This is a genomic window from Azospirillum cavernae (genome assembly GCF_003590795.1).
GTDB lineage: Bacteria > Pseudomonadota > Alphaproteobacteria > Azospirillales > Azospirillaceae > Azospirillum > Azospirillum cavernae.
Window position 1 is genome coordinate 1,573,409 of sequence record NZ_QYUL01000002.1, and the last position, 18,938, is coordinate 1,592,346.

Below are 18,938 nucleotides of genomic sequence, written 5' to 3' on the forward strand. Positions count from 1 at the left end.
CTAGTCCTTCTCTAACGTGCATTGCAGCGGATGCTGGTTCTGGCGCGCAAAGTCCATCACCTGCGTGACTTTCGTCTCCGCCACCTCATAGGTGAACACGCCGCACAACCCCACGCCTCGACGGTGCACATGCAGCATGATCCGTGTCGCTTCCTCGCGAGACTTCGCGAAGAAACGTTCGAGAACGAGAACGACGAACTCCATCGGAGTGTAATCGTCGTTCAGCATCAACACCTTGTACATCGACGGCTTTTTCGTTTTCGGCTTGGTCTTGATGACCACGCCGCTGTTGGGGCCGTCGTTGTCGTGCTTGTCCGAATCGCCCATGGTCTCAATCAAATGTCGTCTCGGCGCAGCCTGATAAATCTCTGCGCTCTCATATAGGGATGATATGGGCAATCCGGGCGCTGAGGGAAGGGGCCGCGTGGCGGAAGAGGAGATTTGCCTGTTCTCTTTGGTCGATCCCCCCGATCTGCGTTCCGTCAAGACACAGGAGGCGCCGATTTCCAACTCCGCACAATTGATGGAATCCCTGTGCGGAGTTCCCCTGATTGAGCGGATCGTCAGCGGAGTATTCTCGACCGCGCCCCCTTCACACGCGACCGGATCGTCCCTGACGGCTTTGGGTCACGGGGCGAAGGGGTTGCACAGCCCGGTGCTGAGCGTGGTCTTTTGCGACGGGCGCCAGGCATGGTCGTCCGGAAGGCCCGGTTCGCCCAGCGTCATCCGGGTTACGGTCGGCTGGCGCAGCAACCAATCCCGAAGCGTCGCCTCGAACTGGGCGACGTCGGCGTGATCGCTGGCGTTGAGCGTGATGGTGACGGTCAGTTCGGTGGTCATCGTCGATTCCTTCATGGTCGGCGCCGCTCCGGCGCTGTGGAAGAAAACGCTGCCCCTCAATGTCCCTTGGTCCCCCGGAACGGTGCGCTTGCCCGGTCAGGCGCGCAACAAAAAAGGGCGGGGTGCTTGGCCCCGCCCTTGTTCCTGCTCTTGCGCGCGTCTGGACCGTTCCGCCGTCCGCCGCCGTCGCTTGCCGCCGTCACTTGCTCTCGGGCTTGCCCGGAATGGCGATGCTGGCGATCTGCTTTTGCAAGGCGTCGATCTGCTTCTGCAACTCGTCGAAGGTCGGTCCCGGCTGCGTCGGCCCGGCGGGGCGGGCGTTGGGGGCCGGAGGCTCCTCGCCCGCGCCGGTCGGTCCGAAGGGCGTGAACATGCGCATGGCGCGCTCGAACATCGCCAAATTCTGCTTGCTCACCTCGTCCAGGCGACCGAAGGGGAAGATGCCGCCGATGGTGTTCTGGAAATAATCGCGCACCTGATCCTGATTGCGCGAGAAGGACTGCATCGAATATTCCAGATAGCGCGGCACCACCCACTGCATGTTGTCGCCGTAGAAGCCGATCAACTGGCGCAGGAAGCTGATGGGCAGCAAATTCTGCCCCTTGCTTTCCTCTTCCACGATGATCTGCGTCAGGACGGAACGGGTGATGTCCTCGCCGGTCTTGGCGTCATAGACCACGAAATCCAACCCGTCCTTAACCATCTGACAGAGGTGATCGAGCGTCACATAGCTGCTGGTGGCCGTGTTGTAGAGCCGCCGGTTGGCGTACTTCTTGATCGTGATCGGAGCGGACTTCTGGTCTTCCTTGTCGGCCATCGCGTAATCTTTCAAGAAGGGACGTGCGGCGGAAATCGATCCGTCCCTAGGACTACTCGAAGGGATAGCAATTTGTCCAGCGTTGCGCCGCGTCATGCGGTCGCGGGGGCGGGCTGGACGTCGGCGCGCGGCGGCGTTTCGCCCTTTGCGTGTTGATGACGTTTTCAGGACCGCAGCATCCGGCGCTGGTCAAGCGGTCGCCGGATTGCCTATAGTGCGGGTCATGGCCGACCCGTCCGACTCCGACATTCCGTCTTTGGAAACGCTGGCGCGCCGCTATCTGGACCTGTGGCAGGATCAATGGGCGGCGACCGCCGCCGATCCTGAAGCGGCCGATATGATGGCCCGGCTTTTCCAGATGATGGGGCAGGGAGCGGCGGCGATGGCGCCCTTCGCCTTCGGACCGGCGGGTTTCGCTTTTTCCGGGTCGCCCGGAACCGGCTGGGATCCGCGCCCGCCCGTCACCCCGCAGCCCATGAACCCGGCGCCCTATTCCGCATGGCCGCAGCCCGCCCCCCGCTCCGCAAGGGAGTCCACCGATGACGGCGCGCCGGGCGGATGGCGCGCCGCTGCGCCGGGGGCCGCGCCCGCTCAGCCTGCATCTGAACACGGTGCTGGCGATGTTGCTCAGCTCCTCGGGCGGATTGCCGCTCTTGAAGAGCGGCTTGCTGCCATGGAAGCCGCCGCTGCGCCAGCGGGCGGAGGAGCTGCGCCAACAGTTCGCCCACGCCGAAAGCCAGCCCCAGGGCGCTGAGGATCTGCGCCACGCGGTGGACCGCGAGATGCGGCGGCGGATCGATTCGGTGCTGACCGGGATCGAGCGTTACCGCCAACATCCCTACCACCGCGATTTGCCCGACCCGCCGGTGGTTTGGCGCGAAGGGGCGACGCGCCTGCTGGATTACGGCCCGCCGGGCGGGCGCCCGGCCTTGTTCGTGCCGTCGCTGGTCAACCGTCATTACATCTTGGATCTGTCGCCGGGCAAAAGCCTGATGCGCTGGCTGGCCGGGCATGGCGTCCGTCCGCTGCTGATTGATTGGGGAACGCCGGGGCCGCTGGAGCGCCGCTTCACCCTGACCGACTACATCGCCGGGCGTCTGGAGCGCGCGCTCGACGCCATCGTCGAGGAGACCGGGCGCCCGGTTCCCATCGTCGGCTATTGCATGGGCGGGTTGTTGACCACGGCGCTGGCGTTGCGCCGTCCAAAGGCGGTGGCGGGGTTGGGCCTGCTGGCGACGCCCTGGGATTTCCACGCGGAGGACGCGACCACGGCCAAGCGCGCCGCCGCCCTGTTCCAACCCTTCGGCCCGGCGCTGGACCATTGGGGGGAGTTGCCGACCGACGCCCTTCAGGCGCTGTTCACCCAATTGGATCCGATGCTGGCGCTGAAGAAGTTCGGCCAGTTCGCGCGCATGGATCCGGCCAGCCGCGCCGCCGTCGCCTTCGTCGCGTTGGAGGATTGGTTGAACGACGGCGTGCCGTTGGTCGCGGCGGTGGCGCGCGACGCGCTGGCCGGTTGGTATGGGCGCAACGACACGGTCACGGGCAACTGGCTGGTCGGCGGCCTGCCGGTCGATCCGTCGCGCATCCGCGTGCCGACGCTGGCCCTAATCCCCGAGCGTGACCGCATCGTGCCGCCCGCCTCGGCGATGGCTCTGCCAAAAGTGATACCCGGCGCCGAAATGATCGTGCCGCCATTGGGTCATATTGGCATGGTGGTGAGCGCCGGAGCGGAGACCGGGGTGTGGCGGCCATTGGCCGATTGGCTCGCTGCGACAGGATAGCCGGGGTCGTTGTGACATCTTGCATTGGGCCGCTTTCACACTTTAAGGTGTCTTCACTGCAAGCGTTCCACCAGCGCCATAATAAAACCGTCCCATATCGAGGAGCGTTACCATGACCGTGGTTGTCATCGCCGGTGCCGCGCGCACGCCCATCGGCAGCTTCAACGGCGCCCTCAGCGCCGTTCCCGCCCATGTTCTGGGCGAGACCGCGATCCGTGAGGCGCTGGCCCGCGCCAAAACCGACGCGGCGGAAGTCAACGAGGTCATTTTGGGTCAGATTCTGACCGCCGGTCAGGGGCAGAACCCGGCCCGTCAGGCCGCTGTGAATTCGGGCATTCCGGTCGAAGCGACCGCGTTCGGCATCAACCAGCTCTGCGGTTCGGGCCTGCGCGCCGTCGCGCTCGGCTTCCAGGCGATCAAGAACGGCGACGCCGACATCATCGTCGCCGGTGGCCAGGAGAGCATGAGCCAGGCGCAGCACACGATGCACATGCGCAACGGCACCAAGATGGGCACGGCGTCGCTGGTCGACACCATGCTGGTCGATGGCCTGACCGACGCCTTCAAGGGCTACCACATGGGCACCACGGCGGAAAACATCGCCACCCAGTGGCAGTTGACCCGTGAGGAGCAGGACGCCTTCTCCGCCGCCTCGCAGCAGAAGGCTGAAGCCGCCCAGAAGGCCGGTCGTTTCAAGGACGAAATCGTTCCGGTGACGATCAAGGGCCGCAAGGGCGACGTCGTCGTGTCGGACGATGAGTATCCCAAGCATGGCACCACGGCGGAATCGCTGGCCAAGCTGCGCCCGGCCTTCTCCAAGGACGGCACCGTCACCGCTGGCAACGCCTCGGGCATCAACGACGGCGCCGCCGCCCTGGTGCTGATGAGCGCCGAGAACGCCGCCAAGCGCGGCGTCACCCCGCTGGCCCGCATCGTGTCGTGGGCGACCGCTGGCGTCGATCCGTCGGTCATGGGCACGGGTCCGATCCCGGCGTCGCGTCTGGCGCTGAAGAAGGCCGGTTGGACCGTGGACGACCTCGACCTGATCGAAGCGAACGAGGCGTTCGCCGCTCAGGCGCTGTCGGTCAACAAGGACCTGGGCTGGGACCTCAGCAAGGTCAACGTCAACGGCGGCGCCATCGCGCTCGGCCACCCGGTCGGCGCCTCGGGCGCGCGCGTTCTGACGACGCTGCTGTTCGAAATGCAGAAGCGCGACGCCAAGAAGGGCCTCGCCACGCTGTGCATCGGCGGCGGCATGGGCATCGCGCTCTGCGTTGAGCGCGACTAAGCAAGACACCGGGCCGTCGCCTCAATCGGGGCGACGGTTCGACCCGCATCCGTCTCGCGCGTGGTTCTGACGACGCTGGGTGTGGGGGTTCCAAGAACAAAAACAAGCCAACCAAACAAACCAAACAGAAACTGGGGAGAAATACCATGGCTCGTGTTGCAGTCGTTACGGGTGGCACTCGCGGCATTGGCGAGGCGGTCGCCGTCGGCCTGAAAGACGCCGGTTACAGCGTCGCCGCCACCTACGCCGGAAACGACGAAGCGGCGAAGGAATTCACCGCCCGCACCGGCATCCCGGCCTACAAGTTCGACGTGTCGAGCTTTGAGGCCTGCAAGGACGGCCTCGCCAAGATCGTGGCCGATCTCGGCCCGGTCGACGTCCTCGTCAACAACGCGGGCATCACCCGCGACGGCGTCATGCACCGCATGACCTATGAGCAGTGGGAAGCGGTGATCCACACCAACCTGTCCTCCTGCTTCAACATGTGCCGCAACGTCATCGACGGCATGCGCGAGCGGAATTTTGGCCGCATCGTCAACATCGGCTCGGTGAACGGTCAGGCCGGTCAGTACGGTCAGGTCAACTACGCCGCCGCCAAGTCGGGCATCCATGGCTTCACCAAGGCCCTGGCGCAGGAAAGCGCCGCCAAGGGCATCACCGTGAACGCCATCGCGCCGGGCTACATCGACACCGACATGGTGCGCGCGGTCCCCGCCAACGTGCTGGAAAAGATCGTCGCCCGCATCCCGGTCGGCCGTCTGGGCCGCGCGTCGGAAATCGCCAAGGCGGTGCTGTATCTCGTCGCCGACGACAACGGTTTCATGACCGGCTCGACCCTGTCGGTCAACGGCGGCCAGCACATGTATTGATCGCGGTCGGCTTTTTGGCCGATTGGGATTGAGAAAAGCGAATCCCCTTCCCCGTGGTCACGCGGGGGAGGGGTTTTGTTTTTTGACACCGATGAACACAGATAGACACAGATGGATGGGGATGGGTGTTGGCGGTTTGGGTTGGTGAAGGTCTGCTTTGCGCAAAGAGCGGACATTGGCTGTGCGCCAAATGAAATCTATTTAATAGGGTGTTGTTTTGCATTGTCTTGACGAGAAGCGTAGAAATCTCGTTGATTTTCAGAAAAATTCGTGTGGAACGGTTCACTTAGCTGCGAAAATTTTTTGAATGCTTCGCGCATCTTGATGCTATCTGAAAAATCTCCTCGAAAATGTTGGCGAAGTGCATCGGCACAAAACCATGCAATACTAACTTGATCGCTCATAATCCGGGCAACGTGAGCAGCTTCAAGAATTTTCCGTTCGCCCAGATCTCGGGTTGCTCGATCATGCATCAAATCCATTGCAGCCTGATCGGCATGAATTAGAGTATCGCGCGTGAAATCTGAATCGAAGGCTTGCGTTTGTTTTTTCGCCATGATTCACGGTAGTTGGAGGTGAAACATGGGTCAGAGCTATTCGTCGGATCTTCGTGTTCGGATTTACGGTGAGATCGAGCAAGGCGGGTCACGCCGGGCAGCGGCGCGTCGGTTTGACGTGAGCGCCAGCATGAGCATCCGCCTTGCCCAGCGGATGGCGACGACGGGATCGCTGGAACCAGCGCGGCAAGGACGTCCGCCGGGAGGCGGCAAACTGGCTCCCCACGCCGCGCTTCTGATCGGTTGGGTGGAGGCGCAGGGCGACATCACCATGCCGGAACTGGCGGCCAAGCTGAAAGCCGAGCGCGGGGTCACGGCTCACCCCGCCTCGCTGTCGCGCTTCCTGATCGCCAGCGGCTTCACCGTCAAAAAAAACAGTGCTGGCGACCGAAGCCGGTCGCGCTGATGTCGCTGATGACCGTCGGACGTGGCGAAACCACCGCCAGCCCCGGATGCGCGAGGAACCGGATCGGTTGGTGTTCCTCGACGAAACCGCCACCACCACCAAGATGACCCGGCTGCGCGGGCGAGCCAAGCGCGGCCAGCGGTTCAAGGCAAAAGCGCCATTCGGCCATTGGGGAACCCAGACTTTCATCGCCGCCTTGCGTTGCGATGGCCTTACCGCCCCCTGGATCATCAAGGGCGCGATGAACAAGGTTCTCTTCGAAACCTATGTCGAGACTCAGCTTGCCCCCACCCTGCGACCGGGCGACGTCGTCATCCTCGACAACCTGTCCAGCCACAAAAGCGAAAAGGCCAAAGCCATCCTCAAAGAAAAAGGAGCCTGGTTCCTTTTTCTGCCCCCCTACAGCCCCGACCTCAACCCCATCGAGATGGCCTTCGCCAAGCTCAAGGCCCATCTCCGACGCATCGGCGCACGCACCATTGAGGAACTCTGGAATGCCGTCGGCTCCATCTGTGACCTCTATACGCATGAGGAATGCTGGAACTACCTCAAGCACGCTGGATATGCGCCAGATTAAGCGCTCGATGCTCTAAATGGCTAGCCACTCCATATATGTGAAGCAACGACTTGATTCCTTTTAATGGTTTCCCATTAATATTTTGTCGATCCAATTGCTCAATAATTTCTGAAAATGACCATTTTTGTTCGAGCCGCTTCCGTTGTAGCTTTGATCCATCGGCTTGTAAATTGAAAGTACCATCGTCCTGCAGCGCAGAGAATATTGAAGCAGACATGCTGTCTGTCTCGAAAATTTGCTCAGCATAAGCAGCTTTACGCGCCCTCTTCCGGTCGTTTATTGAACCCAAACCGTTCCAAAACTCGTTGATAAGTATGTCTTTGTCATCATCCTCCGCAAAGCAAATTAGCAATATCTTTGCGGCTGTCTCATAAAATGATCTAAGTATAATTTCAGCATCCCATGAATATCCGTGGCTTATGAGAAATGAAACAGCTTGATTTCTTGACGAAAGATATGAGAAAAGATTCTTTAGTGTCTCGGTTGATTCCAGCGAATCAGAGCCGTATCGAGAAAAAAGGCTTTTAATCTCATCGCGTATCTGGGTGAGGCTTTGCAGATTAGCTTCCTGCAGAACGCGGATCGGTGAGTCATTGGTCATTGATGAACTGTATTCGATACGGTGCTCTAAATCCAGAGCCATAAATGTTAGATAAGGTCAGGCATAGAGCCTCTGACCCAATCGCATTTGTCCAAAGACATCAGACCATTCGACTCTAGGGAAAAGATTAAGTTGTTAACGACCGCATTGGGTCAGAACCTGCTCCGACAATCGACAAAGCAGCGCTCTCACCCACCCTAACCGCAGCCATCTCCCCCCTGCATCCCCCAAAATCTGTGTCTATCTGTGTTCATCTGTGTCCCAAAAATCTTCCCCTCACTGCAACTTCGTCGCCCCGATTTTCGCCACATCCACCGGCATCGCGGCGCAGCCGCCCAGGGTCGGGCCGACCGGGAGTTTGCCGAAGGCGGCGAGCGCGCCTTGGGCCTTCAGCCGCCCGACGAAGCCCGGTTCGCCGGATCGGTTGGAAGATCGATCTGGGCGTTTCTGAAACCATACAGTTAAAATTATGGTTCTGAAAGGACGCAAGGGGGCAACAAAAACAGCGCTGAACACTTCGGATTGTAAGGGATTTTCTATGACAAAATGGGTAATTGCCTTCCTTAACCCCTGGTCCTAACGATAAATCCACGGTTGTGCGCGCTTGTGCGTTCCAACCCATGGATTTCGGGAGGGGCTGCAATGAACGTTTCGGTGTTCGGCGTTGGCAAGACAACGTCGGTCGGTGGGTCTTGGAAGCCGGTTGCGGTCCCGTCCCACGGTGATTCGTCTGAGGTGGTCCGGGCCAAGGCGGCGGGCGGGGACAGCGTGTCCGTCAGTCCGTTGGGGCAATCGCTGAAGGGCGTGGCAGCCGACATGTTTTCCCTTTTGGACCAAAAGGGAAAGGGAATGCTGGAAAAGCTGGTGTCCAGCGGCAGCATGAGCGCGGAGGAGGTTGCGCTTGGCCTGCGCGCCGCCGCGACCGACGGCGCCTTTGGCCGATACGCCGAAACCCGGCCAAGGGATGTGGAAGACCAAGCCATTCTGGCCACCTACACCAAGGCCGAAACGGCGATGCGGGATCACTCGCAAAAGCTGGGCGCGGCGCGGGCGGATTTCAACACGAGCCTGACCGCCGCGATGTCGGCTATTGGCCGGAACGAGGTCGACACGGCTGGCTTTCAGGCCATGATGGCGGAACCGCAGGCGGGCTTCGACGTGGCCCTCAAACAGGCGAATGACGGTGCGGCGGGCGCTCCGCTCATGCAGGATGCGTTGGCGGCGGGCTGGAAAAAGGCCGTCGAGGGTTTCAACACAGCTCTGAAGGACCAGATCGGCGGTGACGGGATGTTGGAGTTCGCCAGCGACGTCAGCGCGGGCAAGGGGGCCGACGCCAAAAACAAGCTGATCGAAGCCTTCAAGGCCATGGAAGGGGGCGGCAACGGTCAGGAGACGGCCTTGGGCAAGGCGATTCAACGCTTTGCCGCGTCGGTGGACATTCCCGGCGTTGGCCGCGCCGGGCCAAGCCTTGCCGCGTTGACGGCGGAGGCTGGCGCGCCTTCCGCCGAACCGGCGAACGCTCCGGTGGCGACGGCTGCGGTGGCGACAGCCACGCCGCCAGCCATCGCGGCGAAGCCCTCGGTCACGACGACGGCGGCTGACCGAAGCAAATCCGCCTTGTCCATGCTGCAAACGGCGCTGGACGCCAACACCAAGGCGCGCGCGTCCGTTGCTTCCGCCACGACGGCGGACAAGGCCGAGGCCGACCTGTCATCCCTGATGGACGCCTTGAAATCCGGGACCGCCGCGTCCTCGCCCAACGTCAAGATCGACACCTGACCCGGCGTCAGGCGCTTTTCCTCACTGCAACTTCGTCGCCGCGATTTTCGCCACATCCACCGGCATCGCGGCGCAGCCGCCCAGCGTCGGGCCGACCGGGAGTTCGCCGAAGGCGGCGAGCGCGCCTTGGGCCTTCAACCGTCCGACGAAGCCCGGTTCGCGCCCGCGCGCCACATAGGCGAAGCCGAGCCAGGTGGAGCGCACCGGCTCGCCGCCCGCCGCGACCATGGCGCGGAAGGCGTCGTCTTCGCTGGCGCCGGGGTGGAAGACCGCCAGCATCAGGCCGTCGGTGTCGTCCGGCAGGGCGGCTTGCCGCAGCGACGCGGCCATCACCGCCGCCCACACCGCCAGCACGACGGCAAAAAAGGCGATGGCGAGGCCATGGCCGGAGCCGAGCGAGGATGGGGCGTCGTGGGCGGGGTGGGTCATCGTGACAACTTACGCCTTCGCTTCCGACGCCGCCAGCGACGGGGCGGGGCGTTCGACGATGGGCAGGTTGATGAGGGTGGCGAACATCGCCAGCGCCACGCTCAGCCACCAGACGATGTCATAGGATCCCGTCCGCTCATACAGCACGCCGCCCAGCCAGACGCCGAGGAAGCCGCCGACCTGATGGCTGAAAAAGGCGAAGCCGTAGAGCGTCCCCATATAGCGGGTGCCGAACATCACGGCGACCAGACCGGAGGTCGGCGGCACGGTGGACAGCCACAACAGCCCCATTACGGCGGAATAGGCGATGACCGTCACCGGCGAAATCGGCAGCAGCACGAAGGCCGCCGTCGCCACGCCGCGCGAACAATAATTGGCGCACAGCAGATAACGCTTGCTGACCTTGCCCGCCAAAACGCCGGAGCTGTAGGAGCCGATGACGTTGAACAACCCGATCAGGGCCAGCGCCCAGGCGGCCAGCGACGGGCTGATTCCGGCGGCGGTCAGATAGGGCGGCAGATGGGTGGTGATGAAGGCCAACTGAAAACCGCAGACGAAGAACCCGGCGACCAGCAGCACATAGCTGCGGTGCTGGAAGGCTTGGCGCACCGCCGCGACATAGCCGATGTTGGCCCCGGTGACGGCGGGCGCCCCGGACGAGGCCATGCCGCGCGGGCCGGGAAACACCCCGGCCAACAGCGGCACCAACAGCATGGAGCCAGCCAGCAGCAACAGCGCCGTCTGCCAGCCGAACCCGGCGATGAAGGCTTGCCCCATCGGCGCGAACAGGAATTGCCCCATCGACCCGGCGGCGGTGGCGATGCCAATCGACCAGGTGCGCTTTTCAGCGGGCAACAGCCGGGTGAATCCGGCGATGACGATGCCGAAGGACGCGCCCGACAGGCCCAGCCCGATCAACACCCCGGCGGTCAGATACAATTCCGTGCTGGTCTGCGCGTAGGGCATCAGCGCCAACCCGGCGGCGTACAGCAAACCGCCGCCCGCCAGCACCGGGGCCGGGCCGTAACGGTCGGTCAAGGCGCCCGCGAAGGGGCCGCCGACTCCCCACAGAATGTTTTGAAAGGCCATGGCCAGCGCGAAGACGTCGCGGCCCCAGCCATGGGCCTCCGACACCGGGCCGATGAACAGCCCCATGCTCGACCGTGGGCCAAAGGCCAGCATCGAAATCAAACAGCCGCAAACGACGACAAGGGCGGGCGTCCGCCAGGACGGCGCCGGTTCCCGCGCGGGGGTGGTGGTGGTCAACGGGGTCTCTCCCTTGGGCGCGGGCGCGTCAGGACGCCGCGTTTGGTGATGGGCTGACGATAGGCCCGCCCCGCAATTCCGACAAATTCATAATGGGTGGGTGAATCATTCCGCTGCGGAATAGAGCGCGGCGTCCAGGGGCGGGGCGTCTTGCGTCAATTGCCGATTCAGGCTGTCCTCCAGCCGGTCGAACACCGCGCCCAGCCGCCCGATCACCCGCGACTTGACCAGCCAGACGGTGACGGTCGGCCTCAGGTCCGGCGCCTCCACCGGGCGCACGCGGTCGGCGACGCTGTTGGAACCCAGCAGGCGCAGGGGGGCCAGCCCGAACCCGACTCCGCGCGCCACCAGCGACAGCAGCAGCGATTGGTCGAACGCCTCCACCGTCACGTTGGGCCGCTGCCCCAGCGGGGCCAAGGCCACGCCCAGCGCGTTTCGGTAGCGGCAGCCGTCCGGTTGCAGCACCCAGCCCACCCGGTTCATCGCGTCGAGGCTCCAGGGACCGGCGGCGGCGCGCTCGACCGAGGCGATGACGCTGACCGGCTCGCGGCCCAGACGCAGACAGGGTAAATCCTCCGGCGGGGACTGCCCCTCGCACAGCAGAACCACCGCGCCGTCCAGCGCGCCGCTGCGCACCTGCTCCATCAACGGGTTGCTCCAATCGGAATGCAGGCGGACGGTCAGGCCGGGGAACCCGGCGCGCAGCTCGTCCAACGGCGGCCCGGCGGCCAGCGAGGCCAACACATGGGCCACCCCCAGCCGCAACAACCCCTTCGGCTCGACCGATCCGGCGAAGGCGTCGGAAAAATCGGTGGCGGCGTTCAGGATGCGGCGGGCGTGCGACAAAGCGACCTCGCCGTCGCGGGTCAGGGACAGCGGTTTGGTCTGGCGGTCGAACAGGGTGACGCCCAATTCCGCCTCCAACCGCTGAATCAGCCGCGACACCGCCGATTGGGTCAACCCCAGCCGCCGCCCAGCGTCCTGCACCGATTGCGCCTCCGCCACCACGACAAAGGTGTGGATCTCGTTGAGCTTCATCGCCGACCGTTGCATGGGGGGAGCCTCGCCGTTGGTCCGTGTATGGTGAACCGCTGACGGGACGGGTCAAGAGGGTTGGGGCGCGGATCAGACGCCCTCTTGACGGTGGGGCCGCGATGGCTTAAGCACCGCGCCCATGCGTCGGCACCCCTGGAGGCCGGCGCCATTTTCGTTTTTGGAGCATCGTCATGACCAAGATCATTCCGCTCGGCGCCGAAGGGCGCGAACGGGCCGGCAAGGGGACCGCCCGCCAAACCCGTCGTGATGGCCGCATTCCGGCCGTCATCTACGGTGGCAAGCAGGCTCCCGTCACCATCTCGCTCGAGAAGTTCGAGTTCACCCGCGTGCTGCATCAGCCGGGCTTCTTCACGCACCTGTTCGACGTCACCGTTGACGGCGTCGCGCACCGCGTGCTGCCGCGCGACGTGCAGTTCCACCCGGTGACGGATTTCCCGCTGCATGTGGATTTCCTGCGCGTCACCAGCGACACCCGCATCGTCGTGCATGTCCCGGTTGAGTTCGTCAACCAGGACAAGTCGCCCGGCCTGAAGCGCGGCGCGGTGCTGAACGTCGTTCACCATTCGCTCGACCTGGAATGCCCGGCGGACAACATCCCCGAGCACATCACGGTCTCGTGCGAGGGCTTCGATGTCGGCGCGTCGATCCACATCTCGTCGATCACGCTGCCGGAAGGCATCGTTTCGGTCTCGCACGAGCAGGATCTGACCATCGCGACGATCATCGCCCCGTCGGGCCTGAAGTCGGACGGTGGCGACGCCGCCTGATTGGCGACGCGTCCGCAGTGATGACAAGGTGGGGGGCTTCGGCCCCCGCTTTTGTTTCTGGGCTGGTTTTCCTCAAGGGACGGCAAGGGCCATGCTTCTACTGGTCGGATTGGGCAACCCCGGCGGGGAATACGCGCGCAACCGCCACAACATCGGCTATATGGCCGCCGAAACCATCGCCCGGCGCTACCATTTCGGCCCGTGGAAGAAGCGCTTCCAGGGCGTGACCGCCGAGGGCAATGTCGGCGGCGACAAGGTGCTGGCGCTGGAGCCGGGGACCTACATGAATCTGTCCGGCCAATCGGTGGTCGCGGCGCTGCAATTCTTCAAGCTGAAGCCGGAAAACGTCGTGGTGATCCATGACGAGCTTGATTTGCCCCCCGGCAAGATCCGGGTGAAGAAGGGCGGCGGCCATGGCGGCCACAACGGCTTGCGCTCCATCGACAGCCACATCGGCAAGGAGTATTGGCGCGTCCGGCTGGGCATCGGCCATCCCGGCGACAAGGATCTGGTCAGCGGCTATGTCCTGCACGATTTCGCCAAGGCCGATCAAAGCTGGATCGACCCGCTGCTCGACGCGGTGGCCGACGCCCTGCCGCTGATGGTCGAGGGCCAGCCCGAAAATTTCATGAACAAGGTGACGCTGGCCACGGCGGGGCGCTGACCGCTCCCCGCATGACCTTTTCCCACTTGGGGTTTGCGCTTTCCCCCCCAAAGTAGGATAAAGCCCGTCAATCCACGAGATTTTTGACGGCGAGCACCTCCCCCATGGGCTTCAATTGCGGCATCGTCGGCCTGCCCAACGTTGGCAAGTCGACTCTGTTCAACGCGCTGACCGCCACCCAGGCGGCCGAAGCGGCGAATTTTCCCTTCTGCACCAAGGAACCGAACGTCGGGCGCGTCAGCGTTCCCGATCCCCGGCTGGACAAGCTGGTGGTGATCGCCAAGTCGCAGAAGACCGTGCCCACCCAGTTGGAGTTTGTGGACATCGCCGGTTTGATCCGGGGCGCGTCGAAGGGCGAAGGGCTGGGCAACCAGTTCCTGGCCAACATCCGCGAGGTGGACGCCATCGTCCATGTGCTGCGCTGCTTCATCGACGACGACATCACCCATGTCGAGGGCGGCGTTGACCCGCTGCGCGACGCCGAGGTGGTCGAGACCGAGCTGATGCTGGCCGACATGGAAAGCCTGGAACGCCAGATCAACAACCTTCAAAAGAAGGCCAAGGGCGGCGACAAGGACAGCAAGGTCAAGGCCGACCTGATGGAGCGCGCGCTCAAGGTGCTGCAAGAGGGCAAGCCCGCCCGCGTCGTCGAACTGGACGCCGACGAAAAGCCGGTGTTCCGGCAATTCATGCTGCTGACCGACAAGCCGGTCCTGTATGTCTGCAACGTCGAGGAAGCGGCGGCCGCCACCGGCAACGACTTCACCGCCAAGGTGGCAGAGAAGGCCAAGGCCGAGGGCGCCGAGATGGTGGTGATCTCCGCCGCCATCGAATCCGAGGTGGCGCAGCTCACCGATTTGGCGGAAAAGGCCGAGTTCCTGGAATCGATGGGGCTGGAGGAAACCGGCCTGAACAAGCTGATCCGCGCCGGGTTCAAGCTGCTCGACCTCATCACCTTCTTCACCGTCGGCCCGAAGGAGGCGCGCGCCTGGACCGTGCGCCGCCACGCCAAGGCCCCGGAAGCCGCTGGCGTCATCCACACCGATTTTGAACGCGGCTTCATCCGCGCCGAAACGATTGATTACGACAGCTTCACCACGCTGGGCGGCGAGCAGGGCGCGAAGGACGCGGGCAAGATGCGTCAGGAAGGCAAAGAATACGTCGTCCAAGACGGCGACATCTTCCACTTCCGCTTCAACGTCTGACCTTTCTCCTCCTCCTCCCCTGCGTCAGCGGGGGAGGGCCGGGGTGGGGGCCAGTCGGCCCCGCGTCATACTCCCGGCGAAAAGCGCCCGCTCAGCCTTGTTCCCGTTGCGCCGCCGACAGGGCGATCACCCGGCGGGTTTCGTCCCACGGGACCAGACGTCCGGCCTCCTCGACGTCCACCCAGCGGGCTTCCAGCGCGTCGTCGGCGCAAACCGGATCGCCGTCCGGGCATTCGGCGGACACCTCGACCAGCGTGTAGTGATAGTGAACGCGCCCGGCCTCGTCGGGGGTGATGGCGTCCACCACGGTGATGATTCCGGTTGGCGTCACCGTCAGGCCGGTTTCCTCCCGCATCTCCCGCACCGCCGTTTCAAAAACGGTTTCCCCGACCGATTGCGCGCCGCCGGGCAGGCTCCATTGGCCAAGCCGGGGGGCCTTGCCGCGTCGGATCAACAGCAGTTGATCGCCGCGCCACGTCACGACGCCAACGCCGACCCATGGGCGGTCGGGGTATTCACGGCTGGAGCGGTCAACGTTGGTCATGGCGGCGCCTGTGCGGGAGGGTGGGCGTGTTAGCGGTTGGTTTGTCAGCGTCCGGTCTGCCGCAGCAGGGCGCGCAGGCGGCGGATGGTTTCGGCGTCCGGTCGTCCGGTTCCCGCGTGGTCGATCAGGGCGGCGGGATGGAAATGGCGCTGGAAACTCAACAGCGCCCGTGGTTCCGCCGCGTTGTAGCCATAGCGGGCGAGCAGCGTGGCGAGGGCGTCGGTCGATAGGGCGTCGTCGCCGGGTTGGACGTCGGCGTCGCTCGGCTCCGGCCACAGGCCGATCCCTTGGGCGGCGAGGCCGGGCCAGTCGAACAGTTCGCCCGGATCCTCCTTGCGCGCCGGGGCGACGTCGCTGTGGCCCAGCACGTCGTCGGCGGCGATGGCGTGGCGGTCGATGATCTCCCGGCACAGCGCCGCCACCGCCGCCATCTGCGGGGCGGGAAAGGGGCGATAGCCGAACTCGTGGCCGGGGTTGACGATCTCGACGCCGATGGAGCGGCTGTTGACGTCGCCCAGGCCCCGCCAGTGCGACAGACCGGCGTGCCAAGCCCGGCGGTCTTCCGGGACATGGGCGTAGACCGTTCCATCCTCGTCCACCGTGTAATGGGCGCTGACCTGCGCCGCCGGGTCGCACAGGCGGTCCAGCGCGTGCGCGGCGGTCGGCATGCCGGTGTAATGCAGGATCAACAACTCAGGCAGCGCGCCCGGCGCCCGTGGGCCGTGGTTGGGGGAGGGGCGCGCGATCCGCGCGTTGATCCGCGCGCCGGTCATGTCGGGTTCGTCACCGTTTCGCTGACCGTGCGGGGGCGGCGTTTGACGATCACGGCGACGCCGCCGATGGTCAGCAAACCGCCGACGGCGAGGTTGATCGTCACCGGATCGCCCATCAACAGCACCCCCGCCGCCACGCCGAACACCGGCACGGTCAGCAGATAGGGCATGGTCTGGTTGACGTCGTAGCGGGCCAGCAGCGGATACCACAAGCCATAGGCGACGATGGTGACGGCCACCGCCATGTAAAGCAGCGAGGCCCAGCCGATCCAACTGGCGTTCATCACCGCGTCGATCTGGTTGTTCTCGAACAGCAGCGATAGGATCAAGAGCTGAGGCATCGCCATCAGCGCCATCCAGCCATTGACGGCAAAGCCATTGACCGCGCCGATCAGCTTCATCTGGATGTTGGCGACGGCGAAAGCGAGGCTGGCTCCAAGCAGCATGGCCAGCGAGGGCAGGGCGTTGCCCAAACGCGGCTCGCCGGCGATCACCAGCACCCCGGCGAAGGCGGCCATCATGCCGACGCCGCGCCGCCAACCCAACGTGTCCTTGAAGATCAAGGCGGCCAACAGCGAGGAAAAAGGCACTTGCGCTTGCACTGCGAGAGAGGCCGTGGCGGCGTCGATGCCATTCAACCCGGTGAACATCAGCGGAAAATGGATGCCGCCGAGAGTCACCGACAGAGCTGCGACTTTGAGCAGCTTGCCGCGCGGGATGCGGAAGAACGGGACGATCAACGCGGCGACCAGGGCGAAGCGCAGAAACATCACGAACAGCGGCGGAAATTCGTGCAGCGCCCATTTGGACACGACGAAGTTCAACCCCCACAAGGCCATGACCAGCAGCGCTTGCAGGGCGTGGATGAGGGTCATGACTTGCCGCCCTCCAACTCCTCGCGCAGCGCCTCCAACTCCAGCCAGCGCTCTTCGGCGGCGACCAGATCGGATTGCTTGGCGTGGAGCTGCTCGCTGGTCTTCTGGAATTTGGCCGGGTTGCGGGTGAACAGGTCGGGGTCGGCCAACGCGCTTTCCAGCTTGGCGATCTCGGCGGACAGCGCGTCCATACGGGTCGGCAGCTCGTCCAGCTCGCGCTGGTCCTTGTAGCTCAGCTTGCCGCGCGGCTTGGCCGGGGCGGCGCTGGGCGTGGCGGCCTTCGGCTTGGCGGCGGGGGCGGTCGGGGTTTTGGCCGGGCGTTGGTTCAGATAGTCGGAATAGCCGCCCGCATATTCGGTGGCGGTGCCGTCGCCCTCCAGCGCGATGGTGCTCGTCACCAGCCGGTCGAGGAAATCACGGTCGTGGCTGACCAGCAAAAGCGTGCCCTGGTAGTCGCCCAGCACGTCTTCCAGCAGGTCGAGCGTGTCCATGTCGAGGTCGTTGGTCGGCTCGTCGAGGATCATCATGTTGCTGGGCTTGGCGAACAGCCGGGCCAGCAGCAGCCGGTTGCGCTCCCCGCCCGACAGTGACTTGACCGGGCTGTCCAACTGGCGGGTGTCGAACAGGAAATCCTTGATGTAGCCGACGACGTGGCGCGACTGGCCGTTGACCATCACCGCGTCGCCGCCGAAGGGGCAGAGCACCTTGCGGATGGTGTCCTCGGGATCAAGCCCTTCGCGCCGCTGGTCGAAATAGGCGGTGTCCAGGTTGGTGCCCAGCTTGATGACGCCCTCGTCCGGCTCCAACTGGCCGGTCAGCATCTTCAGCAGGGTGGATTTCCCCGCCCCGTTCGGCCCAATCAGGCCAAGCCGGTCGCCGCGCAGGATGCGGGTGGAAAAGCCCTGGACGATGGTCTTCGGCCCGGTGTCGGACTGGAAGCTCTTGGAGATGTTGGTCGCTTCGATGACCAGCCGACCGCCGCGTTCGGCCTCGGCCACCGCCAGCTTGGCCTGTTGGCCGCCCCGGATGCGGTCGGCCCGGTCGCCGCGCAGGGCTTGCAGGTTGCGGACGCGGCCCATGTTGCGGGTGCGCCGGGCGGAAATGCCCTCGCGCATCCATTTGGTTTCGGCTTCGATCTTGCGGTCGAGCTTGTGGGCGGCGGCTTCTTCGGACTCGAAGATCTCCGCCTGCCACGTCTCGAATTCAGAAAAGCCGCGTTCGGTCGCCCGCACCGTGCCGCGATCCAGCCACAGCGTGCGCTTGGCCAGCCGGTTGAGGAAGCTGCGATCGTGCGAAATCAGCAGCAGGCCGCCGCGATAGGTCAGCAACTCCTCTTCCAACCATTCGATGGTCGGCAAATCCAGATGGTTGGTCGGCTCGTCCAGCAGCATGACGTCGGGGTTGCCGACCAGGGTGCGGGCCAGCGCGGTGCGCCGCGATTCGCCGCCCGACAGCGTGCGCGGGTCGCGGTCGCCCGCCACCTGCAAACGGTCGAGCACGGCGTCCACCCGGTGCGCCTCGTCCTGCTCGTCGGCGGGCAGGCCCTGCACGACGTAATCCTGGACGGTGGCGCAGCCGGTGAAGTCGGGTTCCTGCGGCAGATAGGCGACGCGCGCGCCGGGCTGCACGAACAGGGCGCCGGCGTCGGGCAGGATCTGTCCGGCCAACACCTTCAGCAGCGTCGATTTGCCCGAGCCGTTGCGCCCGACCAGACAGACGCGGTCGCCGCGCCCGATGGACACGTCGATGCTCTCGAACAGCGGACGACCGCCAAAGGTGACGGAAACGCCCTGAAGGGCCGTGATGGGAGCGGGAGGAGCCATGGACCGTTCGTGCGCCGG

At 64.4% G+C, this 18,938-nt stretch carries 20 protein-coding genes; 8 read left to right on the forward strand and 12 right to left on the reverse strand.

The features are described from left to right. From clpS to phaR, 3 genes are all read right to left on the reverse strand, one after another. Positions 1-327, reverse strand: coding sequence for an ATP-dependent Clp protease adapter ClpS (gene clpS / locus D3877_RS18920; protein WP_119832217.1), 327 nt, complete (start codon positions 325-327; stop codon positions 1-3). A 300-nt stretch (positions 328-627) separates the two neighbouring features. Then, positions 628-840: a hypothetical protein gene (locus D3877_RS18925; RefSeq protein WP_147395231.1), complete on the reverse strand. Its 213-nt coding sequence runs from the start codon at positions 838-840 to the stop codon at positions 628-630. A gap of 199 nt (positions 841-1,039) precedes the next feature. Then, on the reverse strand, positions 1,040-1,657 hold the full coding sequence (gene phaR / locus D3877_RS18930; RefSeq protein ID WP_119832219.1) for a polyhydroxyalkanoate synthesis repressor PhaR: 618 nt from the start codon (positions 1,655-1,657) through the stop codon (positions 1,040-1,042). Between the two features lie 539 nt (positions 1,658-2,196). Between phaR and D3877_RS18940 the strand changes: the two genes are divergently transcribed. From D3877_RS18940 to phbB, 3 genes are all read left to right on the forward strand, one after another. After that, entirely contained in the window at positions 2,197-3,441 is a 1,245-nt protein-coding gene (locus tag D3877_RS18940; RefSeq protein WP_119832221.1) for an alpha/beta fold hydrolase, read from the forward strand. 112 nt (positions 3,442-3,553) lie between these two features. Then, positions 3,554-4,729 (forward strand): acetyl-CoA C-acetyltransferase, encoded by a 1,176-nt coding sequence (locus D3877_RS18945; RefSeq protein ID WP_119832222.1) that lies wholly within the window; start codon positions 3,554-3,556, stop codon positions 4,727-4,729. 146 nt (positions 4,730-4,875) lie between these two features. Beyond that, a complete protein-coding gene (gene phbB, locus D3877_RS18950; RefSeq protein WP_119832223.1) occupies positions 4,876-5,598 on the forward strand; it encodes an acetoacetyl-CoA reductase in 723 nt (240 codons plus the stop codon). A gap of 197 nt (positions 5,599-5,795) precedes the next feature. On the opposite strand, the gene D3877_RS29520 is transcribed toward phbB, so the two are convergent. Next, positions 5,796-6,155, reverse strand: a complete 360-nt coding sequence (locus D3877_RS29520) for a hypothetical protein (protein ID WP_147395232.1) — start codon at positions 6,153-6,155, stop codon at positions 5,796-5,798. A 25-nt stretch (positions 6,156-6,180) separates the two neighbouring features. Here D3877_RS29520 and D3877_RS18955 point away from each other — a divergent pair. Continuing rightward, positions 6,181-7,138 (forward strand): IS630 family transposase gene (locus tag D3877_RS18955; protein WP_119832224.1). Its coding sequence is split into 2 segments (ribosomal slippage): positions 6,181-6,522 and positions 6,524-7,138, totalling 957 coding nucleotides; the frame shifts between segments, so codons are not numbered across the junction. Here the strand turns inward: D3877_RS18955 and D3877_RS29525 are convergent. Continuing rightward, positions 7,110-7,739 (reverse strand): DUF5677 domain-containing protein, encoded by a 630-nt coding sequence (locus tag D3877_RS29525; protein WP_147395233.1) that lies wholly within the window; start codon positions 7,737-7,739, stop codon positions 7,110-7,112. The two genes, D3877_RS18955 and D3877_RS29525, sit on opposite strands and share 29 nt — an antisense overlap. A gap of 642 nt (positions 7,740-8,381) precedes the next feature. On the opposite strand from D3877_RS29525, the gene D3877_RS18965 reads away from it, so the two are divergent. Further along, positions 8,382-9,518: a hypothetical protein gene (locus tag D3877_RS18965; RefSeq protein ID WP_119832226.1), complete on the forward strand. Its 1,137-nt coding sequence runs from the start codon at positions 8,382-8,384 to the stop codon at positions 9,516-9,518. Between the two features lie 21 nt (positions 9,519-9,539). On the opposite strand, the gene D3877_RS18970 is transcribed toward D3877_RS18965, so the two are convergent. The 3 genes from D3877_RS18970 to D3877_RS18980 form a co-directional block, all read right to left on the reverse strand. Continuing rightward, positions 9,540-9,947, reverse strand: coding sequence for a hypothetical protein (locus D3877_RS18970; RefSeq protein ID WP_119832227.1), 408 nt, complete (start codon positions 9,945-9,947; stop codon positions 9,540-9,542). Positions 9,948-9,956: 9 nt separating this feature from the next. Continuing rightward, positions 9,957-11,213, reverse strand: coding sequence for an MFS transporter (locus D3877_RS18975; RefSeq protein WP_119832228.1), 1,257 nt, complete (start codon positions 11,211-11,213; stop codon positions 9,957-9,959). A gap of 105 nt (positions 11,214-11,318) precedes the next feature. Next, complete coding sequence (locus D3877_RS18980) at positions 11,319-12,266, reverse strand: LysR family transcriptional regulator (RefSeq protein ID WP_238474960.1); 948 nt, start codon at positions 12,264-12,266, stop codon at positions 11,319-11,321. Positions 12,267-12,439: 173 nt separating this feature from the next. On the opposite strand from D3877_RS18980, the gene D3877_RS18985 reads away from it, so the two are divergent. The 3 genes from D3877_RS18985 (at position 12,440) to ychF (ending at position 14,905) form a co-directional block, all read left to right on the forward strand. Continuing rightward, a complete protein-coding gene (locus tag D3877_RS18985; RefSeq protein WP_119832229.1) occupies positions 12,440-13,036 on the forward strand; it encodes a 50S ribosomal protein L25/general stress protein Ctc in 597 nt (198 codons plus the stop codon). Between the two features lie 91 nt (positions 13,037-13,127). Beyond that, positions 13,128-13,700: an aminoacyl-tRNA hydrolase gene (gene pth / locus D3877_RS18990; protein WP_119832230.1), complete on the forward strand. Its 573-nt coding sequence runs from the start codon at positions 13,128-13,130 to the stop codon at positions 13,698-13,700. A gap of 104 nt (positions 13,701-13,804) precedes the next feature. Further along, a complete protein-coding gene (gene ychF, locus D3877_RS18995) occupies positions 13,805-14,905 on the forward strand; it encodes a redox-regulated ATPase YchF (protein ID WP_119832231.1) in 1,101 nt (366 codons plus the stop codon). A gap of 91 nt (positions 14,906-14,996) precedes the next feature. Here ychF and D3877_RS19000 read toward each other — a convergent pair whose 3' ends face one another. From D3877_RS19000 to D3877_RS19015, 4 genes are read right to left on the reverse strand one after another with little or no spacing between them, the layout of a single operon-like run. After that, positions 14,997-15,449 (reverse strand): NUDIX hydrolase, encoded by a 453-nt coding sequence (locus tag D3877_RS19000; protein ID WP_119832232.1) that lies wholly within the window; start codon positions 15,447-15,449, stop codon positions 14,997-14,999. Positions 15,450-15,493: 44 nt separating this feature from the next. Then, positions 15,494-16,222, reverse strand: a complete 729-nt coding sequence (locus D3877_RS19005; RefSeq protein ID WP_119832233.1) for an N-acetylmuramoyl-L-alanine amidase — start codon at positions 16,220-16,222, stop codon at positions 15,494-15,496. Next, entirely contained in the window at positions 16,219-17,097 is an 879-nt protein-coding gene (locus D3877_RS19010) for a DMT family transporter (RefSeq protein WP_119832234.1), read from the reverse strand. The genes D3877_RS19005 and D3877_RS19010 overlap by 4 nt, the downstream gene beginning before the upstream one ends. Beyond that, positions 17,094-18,920, reverse strand: coding sequence for an ATP-binding cassette domain-containing protein (locus tag D3877_RS19015; protein ID WP_119832235.1), 1,827 nt, complete (start codon positions 18,918-18,920; stop codon positions 17,094-17,096). The genes D3877_RS19010 and D3877_RS19015 overlap by 4 nt, the downstream gene beginning before the upstream one ends. Positions 18,921-18,938: the final 18 nt, after the last annotated feature.